We start from the raw sequence: 20427 nt of genomic DNA, 5'->3' as shown, positions 1-20427 counted from the left end.
AGTTCGGGGGTTTATTTTTTACCAAAAAAGAAATATGGAAAACCCCACAGAAGAAAATCAATTAAATATCGAGCTTCCAGAAGAAATGGCGGAAGGTCATTACGTGAATTTAGCGCTGATTGCGCATAGCCCATCGGAATTTGTGATGGACTTCATTCGCATTTTACCAGGTCTGCCTAAGGCCAAAGTTAAGTCCCGCGTCGTCATGACTCCGGACCACGCGTATCGTTTGATGCAAGCCTTGCAAGAGAACATTCAGAAATATGAAGAGGCCTTTGGCCCTATTATGAAGGAAGGAGATGCCGCGGGCTTCCAGTTTCCGATGAATTATAACGGCCCTATAGGCGAAGCGTAAACGTTTTAGGTCATTTAATCCCATTTTTTTACCTGAAAATCAGGTAAATAAGCGGGATTTATGCCTTTTAAAGGAAATTACTATTACTATGCGCTTATCGAAAAAATTTCTGGAGTCGGACTCATTGAACTCATCCATCCCATTACAAACCCCGCCGGCGGATATTTTTAATTACCCGGAGAAAGTCCTGCAATTTGGGACAGGAGTTTTGCAACGTGGTCTTTGCGATTTCTATATCGACAAAGCTAACCGTGCGGGCATTTTCAAAGGCCGGGTTGTCGTAGTGAAGTCGACTTCAAAAGGCGGCGCTGATGCGTTTGACGAACAAGATAGTTTGTATACACACTGCATCAAGGGAATCGAAGATGGCGTAGCGAAAGAAGAGAACATCATTAACTCCTCTATTTCTCGCACGATTACTGCATCTAAAGACTGGGATGCCATTCTAGCCTGCGCAAAAAGCGAAGACATGCAAATCGTGTTATCCAACACGACGGAAGTAGGGATTAGCTATGTAGCGAATGATCCGATTGCGAATGGATGTCCAAACTCCTTCCCTGCTAAATTACTAGCCTTTTTGCAAGCACGATTTACTCATTTCCAAGGCTCCGCTTCATCAGGCATGGTGATTGTCCCTACCGAATTGATTATCAACAACGGAGATAAATTAAAGGATATTGTATTAAAATTAGCAGCAGATCACGGTCTTTCGGCTGATTTCGTGGCTTGGTTACACAACGCGAATCATTTCTGTAATTCCTTAGTGGATCGCATCGTTCCGGGTAGCCCAGATGCAGCGACTAACGCGGAGATTTGTGCCAAACTTGGTTACGAGGATTCCCTAATGATTATTTCTGAAGTGTATAGCCTTTGGGCGATTCAGGGCGGAGCGAAAGTGAAAGAAGTATTGTCATTTGCCCCGGCTGATAAAGGCGTGATCATCGCAGAGGATATCGAGATCTACCGCGAATTGAAATTGCGCTTATTGAATGGTACGCATACCCTCATGTGCGGAATGTCCTTTTTATTAGGTTTCCGCCTTGTGAAGGATGTGATGGCGAATGGCTATTTGAGCAAGTTGATTATGAATTTGATGCTAAGCGAATTAGCGCTGGGCATTCCTTATAAGATGGATTTCAAAGTGGCGGATCGTTTCGGGCGTTCGGTTTTAGACCGTTTCCGCAACCCGTTCATTAACCACAAGTTAATCGATATTACGGTTCAGTATACGACCAAAATGCGTATGCGCAACGTGCCTCTGTTAGTGAACTATGCGAAGAATTTTGGCAAAGCTCCAGAGTTATTCTGCATGGGATTCGCCGCATATTTGCAATTTATGCACGCGGTGAAAGAGGAAGGTGGAAAATACTATGGCGATAGCAATGGTGAGTCTTATCCAATCCAATGTGACTACGCACCGTATTTCTACGAGGCATGGAAGAATTTTGATTTAAAGAAGGTATTAGCTGATAAAGAACTTTGGGGAGAGGACTTAAGTGCAGTTCCAGGGTTTGTGGAGGGGGTTTCGAAGTACCTTTAAGAGAGTAGAGAGCAAAGAGTAGAGAGTATAGATTTAAAGCATAAAGAATAGAGCACAAAGCATAAAGTAGGAATCGCCTGCGGCGATGAATATGAAATGTTTTAATGTCATTCTTTGAACTTTGAACTTTGTCCACTGCCCACTGACTACCGACTACTGACTACCGATTACGTTAACCAACCTATTATGAAAGCGTTTTTAGATAAAGATTTCTTGTTGCAGTCTCAGACCGCGCAGACTTTGTACCATCAATATGCGGCAAAAATGCCGATCATTGATTACCACAACCACTTGATCCCGCAGCAAATGGCGGAGGACAAGCAATTCGATAATATCACCCAAATCTGGCTTGCTGGCGACCACTACAAGTGGCGTGCAATGCGGGCTCATGGGGTGAATGAAAAATACATTACGGGCAATGCCTCGGATGAGGAGAAATTCTTGAAATGGGCCGAAACCGTTCCCTACACGATGCGTAACCCGCTTTATCACTGGACGCATTTAGAGTTGCAGCGCTACTTTGGAATAACCGAATTACTGAATGCAGAAAGTGGAAAGCGCATCTATGATCAATGCAATGCCTTGTTGCGTACAAAGGCGTTTTCTGTGCGCAATTTATTGCTAAAAATGAACGTGAAAGCACTTTGTACGACGGATGATCCGATCGACAATTTGGCCTATCATAAACAAATTAAAGAGAGCGGTTTCGCGATCAAAGTATTGCCTACCTTCCGTCCGGACAAAGCGATGGGCGTGGATGATGAAATCGTGTTTGTGGAGTATGTTAATTCGGTGGCAAAAGCGGCTGAAATGGAGATTCATACCTTAGCGGATTACAAAAAGGCAATCGCTGCGAGACACGACTTTTTCCATTCAGTGGGATGCCGTTTGAGCGATCACGGATTAGAGCAGATTTACGCGGACGAATATACCGAGCAAGAAATTGCACACATCTTTGAGCGATTGATGACGGGTAAATCGATTAATCATAAAGAGAAAGTACAATTCAAATCAGCGATGCTGGTGTATTTTGCGCATTTAGATCATGCCAAAGGTTGGACACAGCAGTTCCATCTAGGGGCAATCCGAAATAACAATGACCGTTTATTGGGCGCTTTAGGGCCGGATACGGGATTTGATTCGATCGGGGATTTTGAGCAGGCACGTCCTTTGTCAAGATTCTTAAATCACTTAGATTCGACGAATCAATTAGCGAAAACGATTTTGTATAATTTGAACCCGCGCGATAACGAATTGTTAGCGACAATGACGGGTAATTTCCAGGATGGAACTATTGTAGGAAAGATGCAATTCGGCTCAGGCTGGTGGTTTATGGACCAAAAAGACGGAATGGAAAAGCAGATCAATGCGCTCTCTAATATGGGTATGTTAAGTCACTTCGTGGGGATGTTAACAGACTCAAGAAGTTTCCTTTCCTTCCCTCGACACGAGTATTTTAGAAGAATCTTGTGTAATTTACTGGGCGCAGATGTTGAAAATGGTGAGCTACCAGCGGATATGGCTTGGTTAGGGAAGCTAGTAGAGGATATTTCGTACAACAACGCGGCAGGATTTTTTAATTTCGAGAACTAATGAAGAAGGTTATTACATTTGGTGAAATCATGGGGCGCTTAAGCCCTGCAGGTTATGGCCGTATCACGCAAGCGCAGTCGTTGAACATCACCTATGGTGGTGGAGAGGCTAACGTGGCAGGTGGATTAGCTTATATTGGTATCCCAGCGGAACACGTGACTTGTTTTCCCAATAATGAATTAGGCAAAGCAGCGGCTGGCTATTACCGCCAAGTGGGTGTGGATATGTCTCACACGGCTTATAAAGAAGGGCGTTTAGGTTTGTATTTTGTGGAGTTTGGGGCAGCGATGCGTCCCAGCAAAGTGACGTATGACCGAGCTGACTCCGCTTTCGCGAATCTGAATCCAGCGGATTTTAACTGGAAAGAAATCTTCGCAGGCGCGGGTTGGTTCCACTGGACAGGCATTACGCCGGCGATTTCGGAGGCGGCTGCGACTGCCTTGAGAGTGGCATTGAAAGAGGCAAAAGCACAGGGATTGACGATTTCGGCGGATGTGAACTACCGCAAGAACCTTTGGCAATATGGTAAATCAGTGAAAGAGGTAATGCCTGATTTAATTGCACAATGCGATATCATCGTGTGCGGAAAAGGGGATGCGGAAGATATTCTGGATATCGTTCCAGATGGCCGTGCAAAAAGTGGCTGGCATGATATCTGTCTTCAAATCAAAGAGCGTTTCCCGAACTTAAAGAAGATTATTAATACCAAAAGAGGCCAGATTTCTGCCTCACAAAATACCTTATCAGCCACTTCGTTTGATGGCTCGAAAGTCATTAAATCAGATACCGTTGAAATTACTCAAATCGTCGATCGCATCGGTGGTGGAGATGCTTTTATGGCGGGATATATTTACGGAAACTTGGTTTATAAAGATGAAGCGAAGTCTTTGGCCTTTGCTGTAGCGGCTTCCGCTTTAAAACATACGATCGAAGGAGATATTAATTTATCGAACTTAGACGAAATTGAGACCGTAATGGGCGGCGATATAACAGGAAGATTAAAACGATAATAATGGCTAGAAATTCAGCAGATATAGTGTACTCTCGATTAGCGGAAACGCCAATCGTCCCTTTATTTTTCAACGCCGATCAAACGATCGCTGAAAAAGTCTTAAAAGCTTGCTACGACGGCGGAATTCGGGTATTTGAATTCACAAACCGTGGGGAAGCGGCCCCAGCTATTTTTGCAAAACTAATCGACTTCTGCGAGAAAGAATGCCCAGATTTAGTGTTGGGAATCGGGACGATTTACGATGCAAAACAGGCAAGCGAATTCATCGAAATGGGCGCTGACTTCATGTTACAACCTTTTACGACGGCTTCGGTAGGCGAAATTTGTGCAAAACATGATATTCCCTGGATGCCAGGTACGATGACCTTGACTGAGATTCGCAATGCGGAGGTTTTGGGTGCAAAATATGTTAAAATTTTCCCGGGAAATGTGGTGGGTCCGGCCTTTGTGAAAGCGCTTAAAGGACCGATGCCGAAAACCAAAATTATGGTAACCGGCGGCGTGGAACCTAACCGCGAAAGTTTACAAACTTGGTTCAGCGCTGGTGCTGCGGCGGTAGGGATGGGATCTCAATTATTCCCAGCGGAATTAATTCAAAAACAAGACTATACCTCTATATCAAACACGATCGCTAACCTAATCAAAACCTATCACGAATTATAATATGGAAACAATTGGAAAGTACCGCTGGAAAATATGCGCTTTGCTATTTTTCGCGACGACGATTAACTACCTAGACCGCCAGGTAATTGGATTACTGAAGCCGGTTTTAGAAAAAGAATTTGACTGGTCGGAGACAGATTATTCTAACATTGTTATTGCTTTCCAAGCGGCTTATGCAATTAGTTTGTTGGGTTTTGGCGGTATTATCGATCGCATCGGAACTAAGTTAGGCTATTCGATATCGATCGTAGTTTGGAGTATTGCGGCGATGATGCACGCTTTAGCTACGGGTACCATGAGCTTTGCGTTTATGCGCGCTTTATTAGGTCTGGGTGAAGCAGGAAACTTTCCAGCGGCAATTAAGACGGTGGCTGAATGGTTCCCTAAGAACGAGCGTGCGCTGGCAACGGGTATCTTTAATTCGGGAGCGAACATAGGCGCGGTAGCGGCACCCATATTAGTACCGTGGATTTTAGGAGCTTATGGCTGGGAAATGGCCTTTATTGCAACAGGTGCGATCGGCTTTGTATGGTTGATCTTCTGGTGGCTCTACTATGAAGTGCCATCTAAGCACGAGTCCTTATCGAAAGCAGAATTCGACTATATCCACGCGGATATGGAGGCAAAAGATGACAATGTAACTCCGGTACGTTGGGCTAAATTATTTGGATTCAAGCAGACATGGGCCTTCTTTTTTGGCAAAATGTTTACGGATCCTATCTGGTGGTTCTTCCTTTTCTGGTTACCCTCGTACTTCTCTGAGCGCTTCCAATTAGACTTAAAGAAGCCTAGTTTAGAATTAATCATCGTCTATACAGCTACCACGATAGGCAGTATTGGAGGTGGATGGTTGTCTGGTTATTTGATTAATAAAGGCTGGCCATCGTTTAAAGCACGCAAGTGGTCGATGTTTAGTTTCGCCCTAGCGGTGGTTCCGATTATGTTAGCGCGTTATAGCGAAAATATTTGGCAAGCCGTGGGACTTATTTCCCTAGCTGCAGCGGCACACCAGGCTTGGAGCGCAAATATTTACTCGATTGCGACGGACATGTTCCCGAAGAAAGCTGTTAGTTCGGTGATCGGAATCGGTGGTATGGCTGGATCAGTGGGTGGTATTTTCTTCCCAATGATCGTGGGAGCCTTACTCGATAAATACAAATTATTAGGAGATATCAACGACGGTTATAACATCATCTTCTTGCTTTGCGGAAGTGCCTATATGTTAGCTTGGGTGATTATTTACAGCTTAGTACCTACGCTGGAGACAGCGAAGATCGACGACTAGTCCTTTTTGGGGAAGATTAAATTCTTCGTCAATTCATTTAATTGGGTGATTTTCTCTTGAAAGTCACCCTTTAAAGTTTTACGGGCAGCCTCTAATTGTTCGAGGGAGGTTTGGACTTCGTCTGGGATGACGTCCTCAAGGAACGCTCTGATTCTTTTTGCCAAAGTAGGTGATTTCCCATTCGTGGAAATCGCAATCTTTAAATCCCCTTTTTGGACGATAGATCCGAGGTAAAAATCACACAAAGGTGGCGTATCCGCCACATTGCATAATAAATGCTGCGCAGCTGCTAAGGCCTTAATCTCTGCATGTAGAGCTGGTGAATCCGTGGCACAGATAATCAAGTCTAAACCTTCTAAATCGGATGCTTGAAAGACGCGCTCGACGATACGAACCTGAGGGTAATCTTGTAAATATTCCAGTGTTTCTGGGCGAAAAAAGGGCGCTACTAAAGTCAGATTTGCCTCCGGTGAATTGCGCAAAATAGCGGATGCCTTTTCTAAGGCAACGTTCCCTCCTCCCACGACCAAAGTCTGGATTTGATCCATTTTCAAGAAGATGGGAAACATGGTGTTAGGCATCTGCAACGGGAGCTTTTTTGCCGGCAAGTTGGCCACAAGCCGCGTCAATATCACGTCCGCGGGAGCGGCGAATATTCACAATCATTCGTTTACTTTCAAGGAAAGCTGAGAATTTCGCGATTGCATCTGCCTCCGCATTCACGAAAGAAGATTGCGCAATAGGGTTGTATTCGATGAGGTTGATTTTGCAAGGGATACCTTTGGCAAACTCATACAATTCTCTTGCATCCTCAATCGTATCGTTGAACTTATTGAACACAATGTATTCAAGGGTAATGTCATTCCCAGTCTTGTCAAAGAAATACAAAAGTGCCGTTTTCAAGACATCAAGTGTATTGCTTTCGTTGATGGGCATGATCTGGTTCCGCTTCGTATCGTTCGCAGCGTGTAGGGAAAGCGCCAGGTTAAACTTCACCTGGTCATCGCCTAATTTCTGAATCATCTTTGCGATACCTGCGGTGGATACCGTAATGCGGCGCGGCGACATGCCTAAACCTTCCGGCGAGGTAATTTGCTCGACCGACTTTAAGACATTCGCATAGTTCAAGAGCGGCTCGCCCATCCCCATATAGACGATGTTCGTGAGTGCTTGACCGTATTTTTCCTGTGCCTGGTCACGGATTAGTACCACCTGATCATAGATTTCGAAAGCCTCTAAGTTGCGCTTGCGGTCCATATAACCTGTTGCACAAAAACTGCAGGTTAAGGAGCATCCTACTTGAGAGGATACGCATGCCGTCATACGTTCGCGCGTGGGAATAAGTACTCCTTCTATCAGGTTTTTATCGAATAATTCGAAGCTGGATTTGATGGTGCGATCGGAGCTGATCTGCGCCTCCGCAGTAGTCACGATCTGCAAAGAGAATTTCTCTGAAAGCCACTCGCGCGTCGTCTTCGGGATATTCCCCATTGCGTCGAAACTGCGTGCTGCTTTCTTCCAAATCCACTCGTACACCTGCTTCGCCCGGAACGCAGGCTCCCCGGCAGCAAGCATCTCTGCTTTCAGCTGGTCAAAACTTAGATTCCGTATGGCGATTTTCTTATCCAATCTTATTTCTTTAATAGCTCACTTACTTTCGCAGAAATAGCTTTTCCATCTGCTAAACCCGCTAATTGCTTCGAAGCTGCGCCCATCACTTTACCCATATCAGCCGGGCTAGTAGCGCCTACTGAAGAGATGATTTCGGTGATTTTTGCCGTTAATTCTGCATCTGATAATTGCTTAGGTAAGAATTCTTCGATGATAGCTAATTCCGCTTGCTCTTTTTCCGCTAAGTCGGGGCGATTTTGAGCTACATATACTTCTAATGAATCGCGGCGTTGTTTCGCTGCTTTCATTAAGATTTTCATCTCGGCATCTGCGCTTAAACCGTCAGCGCTTGAGCCCGATGTTTCTTCTAAAAGAATCATGGATTTGATCGCACGAAGCGCCCGTAAACGGTCTGCGTCTTTCGCACGCATGGCATCTTTTATACCATTCTCGATGGTTAATTTTAACGACATAGCTTGTTTTGATTAAAAATGAGCCTTCACTCCTTCTAAAAATTCCCGGTGGTTACTTAACCTCGGAACTTTATGCTGGCCTCCTAATTTCCCTCTTTCCCGCATCCAGTTGTGGAAAGTTCCAGCTGGGGCGATATGGACCAAAGGCGGGCCAAGCACTAAATCATAAGACCTTTTCGCATCGTAATCCGAGTTTTGCTCGCGAAGCGTTTGGTCCAAAATCTGTGCAAAGGTACGAAAATCTTTTGGGGCTTTTGAAAATTCAATCACCCATTCGTGGTGCCCATTCTTGCCCTCATTCATGAAGGCCGGAGCCGCCGTATAATCCTTGATCTCCGCCTGGGTCGCGGCGCAAGCGCGCGCGACGGCCGTCTCGGCATTCTCGATGATCAACTCCTCCCCAAAAGCATTAATGAAATGCTTCGTCCGTCCGGAAATCTTAATGCGGAAAGGGCTTATAGAAGTAAATTTCACGGTATCACCGATCTTGTAGCGCCACAATCCCGCGTTCGTCGAAATGACCATCGCATAATTTACCCCTATCTCCACCTGGTCTAAAGCCACGATTGTATTCGCCTCTTCTCCTTCGTCATTCATGGGGATGAACTCATAGAAAATGCCGTAATCGAGCATTAAAAGCATCTCATCCGGTTTGGACAGATCATCCTGAATCCCAAAAAAACCTTCCGACGCATTGTATATCTCCAGGAATCCGACCTGCGATGACGGGAATATTTGGTTCTTAAACAACTCGCGGTACGGCCCAAAAGCCACCGCCCCATGAATCATAAACTCAAAATTCTCCCACACCTCTAAAATCGACTTCTTCCCGGTAATCTCTAATATCTTCTCGATCAACACCAGCGTCCATGTAGGCACGCCCAGAATACTCGTCACATTCTCCTTCGACGTCTCGATCGCCATCTTCTCGATCTTCTGATCCCAATCCCCCATCAGCGCCACATCCAGCGAAGGCGTTCGGATCATCTGCGCCCAAATAGGCAAATTCTTCATTACCACTGCCGACACATCACCCATCAGCATGCTCGAATTCACTGGACTTTCTGATAAACTACCCCCGATGGACAGGCCTTTGCCCTCGAAGACTTTGGTATCCGGTTTATTCGCCGCCAGCAACGTAATCATGTCCTTCCCTCCCATCATGTGGCATTCCTCCAGCGACTCCTTCGAGACCGGAATGAATTTACTGCGCGCATTAGTAGTTCCAGAAGACTTCGAAAACCAGTTAATGGGCGTATCCCACAAGATATTTTGCTCCCCCTGCATCATTCGATCGATGTAAGGAAAAATCTCTTCGTAGGTAGAAATGGGAACTTGTTGTTTGAACTTTTCGTAGTTATTAATGTCCTGATAACCGTGCTTAGAACCCCATTCCGTGGATTGACCATGGGATAAAAGCCCCTGCAACATCTGCTCTTGTAGTTCCAACGGACTATCGTACATTGCCTCAATCCTAGGCATCCTCCGTTTCATAAACCACAACAAAGTCTCATTAAAAATCGACATGCTTAGGGTTTAAGGAATTGAGGTGCTCGATTAGGGTAATCGGTAATGATTCCATCTACCTTCCAGTCACTGAATTTTTGCATTTCTGCGGTTGTATTGATTGTCCACGGTATCACTTGCATGTGGCGGGCATGGCAAAAATCAATTTGCGCTTTCGTTAAATACTTGTGAGATGGAGAGAAGATCTCTGGCACAAAACCGAGGTCTGAAAGCATCTGCTCCGGTGACTCTTTTTCCACCAAAGCAGAAATGCGCCCCTGGTTAATTGCGGTTTTCCAGTATTTCAATACTGCAAAATCGAAGCTTTGTAATATCAAGGTAGACGGGGAAATGCCGGCGGAAATCACTGCCCATACCTTATCCGCGAACTCTTTCACGGTCGCTGGTTGAGATTTGCCGTATTCAGCTGGCTCTGATTTGATCTCGATGTTGTACTCGATTCGGCGACCGGTTTTACGGGCATAGGCCTCGCCTAGGGCTAATACTTCGGAAAGCAAAGGCTTGTAGGTCGCCACATGCGCTTGTTCCGGGAACAATTTATTGCCTCTGGAACCTACATCGAAGGATTTGATTTCGGCGTACGTTTTTTGGTATAAATTAATCGTTGCATCGGTCACTGGACGTCCATCAGAGAAAGAGGCATATAAGGGATTCATATAGGGTTCATGCGAGACCACGACCTTTCCGTCAGCAGACAGGCAAACGTCCATTTCGAGTACGGTCACCCCCATCTCTAGCGCATGTTGAAATGCGGGTAAAGAGTTCTCAGGATACAAGCCCCTGCAACCACGATGTCCTTGAATAACAGGCGATTGCCCCATAGAAATTAGATTAACAAACAATAATAAGAAAAGAAGTTTCCTCATGGTCTTTTAGCAGCGGCTTTTTTCGCGCGTTCCTCAATAATTTCATTCACACGAGTATATAATTTGATAAAAGCAGCTGGATCTTTCACGTAAGACTCCAGGCTTTTTGAAACCTTGGCAGAATCGAGATTCCGTTTTTTTAGCGTTTGCTTCGATATCTGATGGAAAAGAACTAAGGCAGTATCGGTATTGCCTACACTCATGTTTTGGACAATCGCTTCATCGATGTGAATGTCTGCCAAAATCTGTGCCATTTTCTCCTGTTCTAATCGGTCATTATCCGATTTATATGAGCATGCACTAAAGGCAAATACCCCCAGTGCCAAGAAAAGCAATAAATAGACCTTTTTCATCTTGTAAATATACCCGTAAATTAGAAAGCTTTTAGCTCATTTCATTCAGATTGCCTAAAATTTAGGTAATTTAGTCTCGTGGATATGGACATTAAAGCCTTCCTGACCCATGTTGTTCAGCTGGAAATTCGCATTAGAAAAGCGATTAACACGCAAATGCATGGAAATTTCTCCTCCGTCTTTAAGGGATCGGGCTTAGAGTTTAGTGACCTACGCCAATACCATTACGGGGACGACGTTCGGCACATTGACTGGAATACCTCTTCCAAGGGTCATGGGACATTTGTAAAACTCTTCAAAGAAGAAAAAGAACAAACCGTTTTCTTCCTCATCGACGTCAGTGCCTCCGGAACAGTAGGCAGACGTGGAAATAGCAAAATCAAGACTTTAAAAGAAGTGGCTGGGGTGTTAGCTTTTGCTGCTATTCAAGAAGCGAGCCACCTAGGCTTCGTCTGCTTTAGTGATAAAAACGAAAAATACATGCCCCCAGCCATGGGCAAAAAGCATGGCTATAAGGTGATTTCAGAGCTTTTTAGAGTGGAAGCAGAGAATTCAGCGACTGATTTAAAGGCGGGTTTAACCTTCGCATTGCAGACCTTAAAACGAAAAAGTCTTTTGTTCGTTTTATCTGACTTTATCGATGAAGGATATGAAGATTTATTGCGCGCTGCAGCTTTGAAGCACGATTTAGTAGTCTTGCATACGCTTGATCAACAAGAAATTCAATTGCCTTCCATGGGAATTATTCCCATTTATGATCCGGAACGTAAGCGGACAACTTGGGTAAATACCTCCACGCGAGGATTCAAGAATTTACTTCAGCAACAGGTCAAAAACCGTGGAGTAGAACTAAAAGAAATGTGCAAGAAATGGCATGCAGATTACGTTGAATTGCGTTCGGGCGAGGATTTCGTTCCAGCATTAGTCAAACTTTTTAATGCCAGACGCTAATGCAAGAGACGCCATTTATCATTAAGGGAAAGTTTCAGGAGGATTCGGTGGTGATCGGACAGCCGATTCACTATTCTTTGTATGTGCGTCATCCGAAAGGACAAGAAGTATTTTTTCCGAGTGCAAACCAGAATTTTGGCGCATTTGAGACGGTCAAACGCGAGTTTTTTTCTACTAAGACGACGGCTTCAGGGTCTTTAGATTCTGCCGTTTATACGCTACGTTTGTTTAATTTGGCCCCAGTCCAAAAACTGCAAATACCGATTTACCTTTTGCAAGAACCCGATTGTACCCTAATTTATCCCGTGGTAGATAGTGTCCACTTGAAGCGCTTATTGCCACATCCGGAACAGATTGATTTAGATTCTTTGTACCAAAGCATCCCCATCCAGCCCCTGAGCCCTAAAACAGAACTTAAAAACGTTTTTGCGGCGGGAATTAGTTTACTGATCTTGGCGGGATTGATCTACTGGCTTTTTGGGAAGGCCATTGCCAAACTCTTCAAACGCTACTTATTGTGGAGACGACACCGGGAATTTAGGCGGACGTTCCAGCGCTACACGCGACAAGTTGCAGGCACACCTGTGGGTTTACTCAATTTAGAGAAAGCCTTCTCGGCCTGGAAAAAATATATGGAGGAATTAACAAAATTACCCTTTACCACCTTTACTTCGAAAGAAATGCTAGATAATCTAGCGGACGAGGCGATGGAAAAGGTGCTAAATGAGATGGATTCGGCTATTTATGGCGGAAACTTTTCTACAAATACAACGGAATCCGTTCAATATCTAGACGCGTTAGCGGCAAATTTATACGAAGTAGAACAAGAGAAGATCCAAAACAATGAAGTTTAATCCGCTTTATTCTTGGCATCAAATTCAGGCATTCTTCACTTTCGAGTGGGAGAATAGCTTGTTTTTGTATGGCTTAATTTGGCCTTTCATTGTCTATTTCATCAAGTATTTACGTCAACGAGGAAACAAGCCACGCCTGGAATTATCCCTTTCTGTTCCCTTACGGCAAAACCGGATTTCGCTTTTTTTGAGTTACGTTCCCATGCTCATACAGGTCCTGTGCATCTCTTCCGTCATCATCGTGGCGGCAGGTCCCTACCGCGTGATCAAGCACCAGAAAAAGCAAGTTGAAGGTATTGACATCGCTCTGGCTTTGGACATCTCCTCTTCCATGCAGACGCGAGATATTAGCCCTAGTCGCTTAGAAACAGCTAAAACGATGGGCAAGGAATTCATCCGCCAGCGGAGCCACGATCCCATTTCATTAATTGCCTTCGCGGGTGCTCCTTATTTAGCGAGCCCTATTACCACGGATACGGCCTTTTTATTGCATCAATTACAGCAGTTACAAACGAATCAAATCGTGGAAGAGGGAACGGCTTTGGGAGATGCCTTAGGAATGTGTATCAACCAAATTCGTGACTCCGAAAACCCCAAGAAAATCAGTATCCTAATTTCTGATGGAAACAATACCGCCGGAAATCTAGACCCGGTTACGTCCGCGGAACTAGCGAAGAATTTTAACATTAAAGTCTACACCATTGCCGTGGGGAGCCTTCAGCCTAGTGCTGACCCGGTAGATGAAAGTACCCTGCGCGAAATCGCAACGATAACCAAAGGGAAATTCTTTCGAGCGACAAATGGCCAGGCTTTGCAACAGATTTTCCAAGAAATTGATAAAATGGAGGCCTCGGTGGTCAAAACGGTTACCTGGGAAGAACACATCTCCCTCTCATACTTATTTGCTGAAATTGCGCTCGTCCTATTTTTCATTGGATTGTGGGTACGTTTCAGCTGGATAGGCAACTCTTTAGAAGATTAATATGGTTTTATTTCCGCACGCGAAGATTAATATTGGATTGTACATCACGAAGAAGCGCAAGGATGGATTTCATGATTTGGAAACGTGTTTCTTTCCCGTGCCATGGACAGATGTGTTAGAGATTACACCCGCGGATGAATTCAGTTTCAGTTCCTCTGGGCTCGAGATTTCTGGTGCCATCGAAAATAACCTGTGTTACCGGGCTTATGAATTATTGCGCAATGACCACGCCTTCCCGCCCGTGCACATTCACCTGCACAAAATTATCCCAATGGGAGCTGGTTTAGGCGGAGGTTCCTCGGATGCGGCATTTACCTTACTGGGCTTACTGGACTTGTTTCAGTTGCCTTTAACGAACGAAGATTTACAGCCATATGCGGCTAAATTAGGTAGTGATTGTGCGTTTTTCTTGTCGAATCAGGCGGCTTTTGGCAAGGGGAAAGGAGATCAACTTAGCCCAATTGATGCGAGCCTGAAAGGGAAATTCCTCGTGTTATTATATCCCGCGGTGGGTATCTCAACTGCTGAGGCTTATGCGGGCGTGACACCAGTTAAGGCTCCGGTGGATCTACGCAAGGCCATTTTGAAATCCGATTGGAAAGAAACTATTTCGAATGATTTCGAGAAGAGTATTTTCCCAAATTATCCGGTGCTCGCCTCTTTAAAAGAGGAAATGTACAACTTGGGTGCTAGCTATGCGGCAATGAGCGGATCGGGGTCAACGATTTTCGGGATTTTTGACAAAAAAATCGACCCACCTGCGGGATGGGCCGATTATACTGTTTGGAGCGGCTTAGTAGAGTAGATTAGTCTTTCGCAAAGATCGCTTCTATAGCTGAAGCTCCTTTTGTCACTACTTTACCCGCCGGCAATGCTTTCAATAATTTGATTCCCGCGTATTCAGGTGTCGAGCTCAGTATTTCGACCGGTACCTGCGTCATGGCGCCATTTGTCATTTCCACATAGATGAAACCCCCTTTCCCCACGCGAGCAAGGCCTGCTTGCGGAATACTGGAGATTTTTTGGGATCCTACTTCGATCCGCGCGCTGACGAATTGTCCTACGGTAAAGTTCTTTTCGTCTGATTTGTTTTCGAAGTGCCCATGAATCGAGGTTGTTCGTTCTGTTAAATCGACTTGTGGGGCGATGAGGAAGATTTTGGCGACGGCTTTCTGCCCCTCTGATTCGAATTCGATGGTTTGACCGATGTTTAATTTGGCCAAATCCTTCTCGAATACCTTCAATTCCACGTGCTTGTCTGCCATTCCCACGACCTTAATCAGTACGTCAGAAGGGGTCACGTATTTTCCGATCGCCAAAAACTGATCTTGGATATATCCATCAATCGGTGAACGCAAGGTTAAAACAGAACTAAGGTTTCCCTTCGCCAGCGATTTCAAGTCACAACCTAAAACCTCTAACTTCAGTCCCAAAGCCTTCACTTGCGCATTCACATTCCCTAAATCCGCTTCCGACTGTTGTAATTTCTTCTTCGATCCTACCTCTTCGTTTGTCAAAACCTGCTGACGCGACTTCTCGGAACTCATAAAAGTCTGCGAAGACAAGGCCTGCAAATACTCTTGCTGCATTTGGATGAAATCAAGTGAAGTCAAGGTCGCTAAAGCCTGTCCTTTCGACACCTTTTTACCCGGAAGCAACTCGTAGGTCATTTTTACATAACCCGCGATTGGGATAGAGATAGACGCTAAAGACACCGGCGGTACATCGACAACACCCGTACATTTCACTTCGGTAGCCATTTCGCGCTCTTCCAATGTACCAAATTCGATACCCGCGTTGGTCTTCTGTTCTGCCGTTAATTTAACTTCAGATACGGGCGTTTCCGTTTCGGATTCTTCTTTTTTCGAGCAGGCCGCTAAGCTGAATATAAGGCATAGCGCTGCAAATTTGATTAACTTATTCATTTCCAATGATGGTTTGACGGGTGATAATCGCCTGGTTATAGGCGTTGACTTCTTGAATATAACTCTCTCGAATCTGCCAAGCTTGCTGCGTATTTTGCAGCATTTCGACATATTCGATTTCTCCCTGCTGGTACGATTTCAGCGCAGTCTTCTCTAGCAATATTGCTTGCGGTAAGGCCGTCGAGGTATAATAAGCTAAACTCGCCCGGTATTTTGCAACCGCTGCCTCCGCATTCATGTAATCCGTTTTCAAGGCGGATTCGGCCTGGATTTTTTGGCTGACAAAGGCCTCCTCCTGCAATTTTGCTGAGGCAATTTTTGCCTTCTGTCCTTTCCCAAAAATGGGAATCGCCAGACCTGCTTGAACAAAATTTTGGCCACCGACATTTTCAATACTCTGGTTAGTCATCCCGATTCGTACATCAGGTTTCAGGCGTTCTCTTTCCACAGCAGTTAACAATTTACCATGCTCCACCTGCTCAGCTAAGAGTTCGATGGTCGGATTTTTCGACAGATCTAGTCCCGCGACTCCGGATTCCATGGCTAGAGATTCCTTTCCCTCGATCTCGAATTCGCCCGGTTCATTAATCCAATAAGCAAGATTCTGATAGGCTGTTTTTTGATCTGCTTCTAAGGCAATTCGCTTCTGCTGAAACTCCCGTAGCCGCGTTTCCGCCGCCATCAATTCCAGGCGATTCGTCTCACCTTGCTGGAACTTAATCGTTGCTGCACGCTTCATTTGGGTATATAGACTGTCTTGAGAAGCTAGAAATTCCAGATTTTTTTGTTGTGCCAAAATCTGGTAGTAATAGAATTTCACACTCGAAGCCACTAAATTCTGCGTAATCTTCAAGCGCTTTTCACTCATCACTTTCGCCGAAGTCAAGGCCTTCACCTGCGCCTTCAACAGCGTAGGCCACGGGATACTTTGTGAAAACATTAGCGTGTAATCCTGGCTAGTTGAAGTCTGCGTTTTTCCATACTGCCCATCGACCGTTCCTTTAGGTAATTCCTTTCCAGAGTTGATAAAGGCCTCCGCGGTTCTAACTTCGGCGATGCCGGTGGCGAGGAGGGCGTTGCGGGTGGAAGCACGCTCTAAACACGCTTTTAGCGACAAGCGGGCGGAGCCCGCAGTAGACAGTATACAGTAGTCAGTAGTCAGTGGGTCGTCGCTGTGCGACTTAGTCGCTAGTCGATATTCGCTAGTCGAATTTAGAGAGGAGATAGGAGAGTATAGAGTAGAGATAGGGTTTTTCGCAAATGATGCAAAAGATAGCACCATAAACAACGCTATCATTCCTAGTCCTTTGGCCTTCAGCTTCTGTTCTCTGCGGCCCATCACAATCGAATATACCACTGGAATAACGACAAGTGTTAAGAAGGTCGCGGTGATTAAACCTCCGATCACCACCGTCGCTAAGGGACGCTGCACCTCTGCCCCTGGCGAGTGACTCAGCGCCATCGGCAAGAAACCTAAAGAGGCCACGGCTGCGGTCATGATGACGGGTCTAAAACGTAATTCCAATCCTTTCTTCAGACGTTCTTCCACACCTAATCCTTCATTTGCTAATTGCTTAAAGAAAGAAAGTAACACGATGCCGTTCAATACCGCAACACCGAACAAGGCGATAAAACCGATCCCCGCCGAAACCGAGAACGGCATTCCGCGCAACCAAAGCGCTACCACGCCACCGATCGCCGATAAAGGAATCGCGAGGTAGATGATGGATGCTTCTAAGAAGCTTTGGAATGTAAAAAATAACAAAACGAAAATCAAGGCAAGCGCGATAGGCACTACTAATGCTAACCGTGATTTCGCCGCCTGTAAATTCTCAAATGTTCCACCGTAGGTCACGTAGTAACCGGCGGGCAGGCTAATTTTATTCTTCATCACTTTTTGGATATCGGCTACGACACTTTCTACGTCACGACCCCGCACATTAATACCGATGGTAATTCTGCGGTGCGTGTTGTCTCGAGAAATTTCTAAAGGAGCGTTTTCGTAAGACACTTCGGCAACTTCTTGTAAGGGAATTTGTGAGCCAGAAGGTAAATCGATGTAGAGCTCCCGGAGGTTTTGAATATCTTGGCGATGCACGGAATCCATGCGAACCACTAGGTCAAAACGTTTTTCCCCTTCCATCACGATTCCTGCGGTTTCACCTGCAAAAGTCATCTTGATAGCCGAATTCACCTCGTTCACATTCAAGCCATATTGCGCCATCTTCACGCGGTTGTATTTCACCACGAGTTGAGGAATACCTTCGATTTGCTGGACTTTGATATCACCTACGCCGTCGATATTTCGAATATAGCGAGACGCTTCAGTGGCGTGATCAAACAATTCTTGAAGATCTTCCCCAAAAATTTTCACCGCAATATCTGATTTCACACCAGCAATCAATTCATTAAAACGCATCTGAATAGGTTGTGTGAATTCGAAACTAACCTCCGGAAAAGCATCTAACTCCTTATCCATCTTCTCTTCTAGTTCTTCCATCGTCTCCGCGTTCTTCCATACTGATGGATCCTTCAATTGAATGATCAAGTCGCAAGAATTAATTCCCATAGGGTCCGTGGGAATTTCTGATGCACCAATACGGGAGACGACTTGATTAATCTCGGTAGGAAATTTCTTCAGTAACATGGCTTGAGCCGCATTATTGACTTTGATACTTTGGGACAAAGAAGCGTTCGTCGGCAATATGGTTTCTACTGCAAAATCACCTTCATTTAATTCTGGAATAAACTCACCACCTAGCGTCATAAAGAGGGCGATGCTCGCACTAAATAGGCCAAAAGCCCCGATCACGACCCACTTGCGCTGCTTCAAGGCCCAGTGAATGATCGGTTGATAACCGCGGTATAAAAAACCCATAACGCGATCCGCAATCGTAATTTCATGGCTGATTTTCTTGTCTAAAAATAGGGCAGACATCATTGGAACGTAGGTCAAAGACAGAATCAAGGCCCCCAGGATAGCGAAACTAACCGTTTGGGCCATCGGTCTAAACATCTTTCCTTCGATTCCACCCAGCGCCATAATAGGCAGGTACACAATCAGGATGATGATGACACCGAAAGCGGCGGAGCTGAAAATAGCTTTGGCAGAAATCCCCACTTCCTCATCCATCTCGTGCTGACTTAATTCCTGCCCTTTTCGATGGCTGTGGAGCCTATGAATAATGGACTCCACAATAATGACGGCGCCGTCTACAATGAGGCCAAAGTCAATGGCACCTAAACTCATTAAATTCGCCGACACTCCGAAAATGTGCATCAACGCAAAGGCAAACAATAAACAAAGCGGAATCACCGAAGCCACAATTAATCCGGCTCGCCAGTTTCCCAGCAACAAAATCAAGATAAATACGACAATTAATCCCCCTTCGATCAGGTTCTTTTCCACCGTATTAATGGCACGACCGATCAACACACTGCGATCTAAATAAGGTACGATGTGAATACCTTGTGGGAGCGTTTTACCGATGATTTCCAGCTGCACCTTCACATCCTGCACGACCTGGTTCGCATTCGCTCCTTTTAAAAGTAACATCACGCCCCCTACCGCTTCACCTTGACCGTTTCGGGTCATGGCACCATAGCGAACCGCCTTACCAAAACCCACCTTTGCCACATCTTTCACGAGGATAGGTAGACCAGCTTCTCCACGCGACGACACGACCGTATTTTCAATATCCTCCAGCGAGGTCAACATCCCCTCTGAACGAATAAAATACGCATCCGTGCCTTTTTCTAAATAGCTGCCTCCCGAATTTGAATTGTTAATAGATACCGCCTTAAACACGTCATTAACACTGACATTCATCGCGCGCAAACGCTCTGGATTAACTGCTACCTCATATTGTTTCAGGTTACCTCCAAAAGAACTCACCTCCACCACGCCTTTGATCCCTAACAGTTGTCTTTTAATCAACCAGTCCTGGTAGGTGCGTAGATCCGCGAGTGAATATTGATCCTTGAATGCTGGATCGATTTCCAGGGTATATTGGAAAAATTCTCCTAAACCCGTCGTGATAGGCGCCATTTCAGGCACACCAGCCCCTTGTAATAAATAAGGCTCCGCGGCCTTTAATTTCTCCGCGACTTGCTGCCGCGTCACTTCGGTGGCGACCTCGTCCTCAAAAACGACGGTAATAATAGAAAGCCCCATCCGCGAAACCGAGCGAATACCCTTCACATTCGGAATGGTTCTTAGGGAAATCTCTAGCGGATAAGTAATGAATTTTTCGACCTCGGACGTCGCGAGCGCCGGAGATTGCGTAATCACCTGAACTTGGTTCGACGTAATGTCTGGAAGTGCATCGATAGGCAACTGGCGAAGCGAATACCCTCCCCAAAAAATCAGCCCAAGGACAAACAGTCCGACCACTAATTTATTACGTATACTAAAATTGATAATGGAATGAATCATGA

Annotated in this window: 18 protein-coding genes; 10 read left to right on the top strand and 8 right to left on the bottom strand. The window is 45.3% G+C overall.

Annotation, left to right across the window (positions count from 1 at the left end):
* Nucleotides 1–34 precede the first annotated feature (34 nt).
* The 6 genes from ACILP5_RS00690 to ACILP5_RS00665 all read left to right on the top strand — a co-directional run bounded on the left by ACILP5_RS00690 (nucleotide 35) and on the right by ACILP5_RS00665 (nucleotide 6448).
* Nucleotides 35–355 (top strand): DUF3467 domain-containing protein, encoded by a 321-nt coding sequence (locus ACILP5_RS00690; protein WP_130895864.1) that lies wholly within the window; start codon nucleotides 35–37, stop codon nucleotides 353–355.
* Nucleotides 356–443: 88 nt separating this feature from the next.
* Complete coding sequence (locus ACILP5_RS00685) at nucleotides 444–1895, top strand: tagaturonate reductase (RefSeq protein ID WP_395616720.1); 1452 nt, start codon at nucleotides 444–446, stop codon at nucleotides 1893–1895.
* 186 nt (nucleotides 1896–2081) lie between these two features.
* Complete coding sequence (gene uxaC / locus ACILP5_RS00680) at nucleotides 2082–3488, top strand: glucuronate isomerase (RefSeq protein ID WP_395616719.1); 1407 nt, start codon at nucleotides 2082–2084, stop codon at nucleotides 3486–3488.
* Nucleotides 3488–4498, top strand: coding sequence for a PfkB family carbohydrate kinase (locus tag ACILP5_RS00675; RefSeq protein ID WP_395616718.1), 1011 nt, complete (start codon nucleotides 3488–3490; stop codon nucleotides 4496–4498). The genes uxaC and ACILP5_RS00675 overlap by 1 nt, the downstream gene beginning before the upstream one ends.
* A gap of 2 nt (nucleotides 4499–4500) precedes the next feature.
* Complete coding sequence (locus ACILP5_RS00670) at nucleotides 4501–5163, top strand: bifunctional 4-hydroxy-2-oxoglutarate aldolase/2-dehydro-3-deoxy-phosphogluconate aldolase (protein ID WP_395616717.1); 663 nt, start codon at nucleotides 4501–4503, stop codon at nucleotides 5161–5163.
* Between the two features lies 1 nt (nucleotide 5164).
* Entirely contained in the window at nucleotides 5165–6448 is a 1284-nt protein-coding gene (locus ACILP5_RS00665) for an MFS transporter (protein WP_395616716.1), read from the top strand.
* On the opposite strand, the gene ACILP5_RS00660 is transcribed toward ACILP5_RS00665, so the two are convergent.
* Genes ACILP5_RS00660 through ACILP5_RS00635 form a run of 6 tightly spaced genes read right to left on the bottom strand, consistent with a single transcriptional unit; the run spans nucleotide 6445 to nucleotide 11278 of the window.
* Nucleotides 6445–7017 (bottom strand): bifunctional precorrin-2 dehydrogenase/sirohydrochlorin ferrochelatase, encoded by a 573-nt coding sequence (locus ACILP5_RS00660; protein WP_395616715.1) that lies wholly within the window; start codon nucleotides 7015–7017, stop codon nucleotides 6445–6447. The genes ACILP5_RS00665 and ACILP5_RS00660 overlap by 4 nt on opposite strands.
* A gap of 4 nt (nucleotides 7018–7021) precedes the next feature.
* Nucleotides 7022–8023 carry a 23S rRNA (adenine(2503)-C(2))-methyltransferase RlmN gene (rlmN, locus tag ACILP5_RS00655; protein WP_395616723.1) on the bottom strand — a complete coding sequence of 334 codons (1002 nt, stop codon included), beginning with the start codon at nucleotides 8021–8023 and terminating at the stop codon, nucleotides 7022–7024.
* Between the two features lie 56 nt (nucleotides 8024–8079).
* Nucleotides 8080–8532, bottom strand: a complete 453-nt coding sequence (locus tag ACILP5_RS00650) for a GatB/YqeY domain-containing protein (protein WP_395616714.1) — start codon at nucleotides 8530–8532, stop codon at nucleotides 8080–8082.
* 12 nt (nucleotides 8533–8544) lie between these two features.
* On the bottom strand, nucleotides 8545–10059 hold the full coding sequence (locus ACILP5_RS00645) for a GH3 auxin-responsive promoter family protein (RefSeq protein WP_395616713.1): 1515 nt from the start codon (nucleotides 10057–10059) through the stop codon (nucleotides 8545–8547).
* 2 nt (nucleotides 10060–10061) lie between these two features.
* Nucleotides 10062–10880 carry a glycerophosphodiester phosphodiesterase family protein gene (locus ACILP5_RS00640; RefSeq protein WP_395616712.1) on the bottom strand — a complete coding sequence of 273 codons (819 nt, stop codon included), beginning with the start codon at nucleotides 10878–10880 and terminating at the stop codon, nucleotides 10062–10064.
* Nucleotides 10881–10921: 41 nt separating this feature from the next.
* Complete coding sequence (locus ACILP5_RS00635) at nucleotides 10922–11278, bottom strand: DUF4296 domain-containing protein (protein ID WP_395616711.1); 357 nt, start codon at nucleotides 11276–11278, stop codon at nucleotides 10922–10924.
* Nucleotides 11279–11362: 84 nt separating this feature from the next.
* Here ACILP5_RS00635 and ACILP5_RS00630 point away from each other — a divergent pair, with 84 nt between their 5' ends.
* The 4 genes from ACILP5_RS00630 to ispE are packed head-to-tail and all read left to right on the top strand — an operon-like array spanning nucleotide 11363 to nucleotide 14870.
* Nucleotides 11363–12229, top strand: coding sequence for a DUF58 domain-containing protein (locus tag ACILP5_RS00630; RefSeq protein ID WP_395616710.1), 867 nt, complete (start codon nucleotides 11363–11365; stop codon nucleotides 12227–12229).
* The gene (locus ACILP5_RS00625; protein WP_395616709.1) at nucleotides 12229–13083 is read left to right on the top strand and encodes a hypothetical protein; all 855 of its coding nucleotides are present in this window, start codon (nucleotides 12229–12231) and stop codon (nucleotides 13081–13083) included. Before ACILP5_RS00630 ends, ACILP5_RS00625 begins: the two co-directional genes overlap by 1 nt.
* Nucleotides 13073–14065 carry a VWA domain-containing protein gene (locus ACILP5_RS00620; protein ID WP_395616708.1) on the top strand — a complete coding sequence of 331 codons (993 nt, stop codon included), beginning with the start codon at nucleotides 13073–13075 and terminating at the stop codon, nucleotides 14063–14065. Before ACILP5_RS00625 ends, ACILP5_RS00620 begins: the two co-directional genes overlap by 11 nt.
* Before the next feature lies 1 nt (nucleotide 14066).
* On the top strand, nucleotides 14067–14870 hold the full coding sequence (gene ispE / locus ACILP5_RS00615) for a 4-(cytidine 5'-diphospho)-2-C-methyl-D-erythritol kinase (RefSeq protein WP_395616707.1): 804 nt from the start codon (nucleotides 14067–14069) through the stop codon (nucleotides 14868–14870).
* Nucleotide 14871: 1 nt separating this feature from the next.
* Here ispE and ACILP5_RS00610 read toward each other — a convergent pair whose 3' ends face one another.
* On the bottom strand, nucleotides 14872–15990 hold the full coding sequence (locus ACILP5_RS00610; protein ID WP_395616706.1) for an efflux RND transporter periplasmic adaptor subunit: 1119 nt from the start codon (nucleotides 15988–15990) through the stop codon (nucleotides 14872–14874).
* Complete coding sequence (locus ACILP5_RS00605; RefSeq protein ID WP_395616705.1) at nucleotides 15983–20425, bottom strand: CusA/CzcA family heavy metal efflux RND transporter; 4443 nt, start codon at nucleotides 20423–20425, stop codon at nucleotides 15983–15985. Before ACILP5_RS00605 ends, ACILP5_RS00610 begins: the two co-directional genes overlap by 8 nt.
* Nucleotides 20426–20427 lie beyond the last annotated feature (2 nt).

The sequence above is a fragment of the Aquirufa sp. genome, from assembly GCF_044239315.1.
GTDB lineage: Bacteria > Bacteroidota > Bacteroidia > Cytophagales > Spirosomataceae > Aquirufa.
This window is presented reverse-complemented; position numbering and strand designations above follow the sequence as displayed.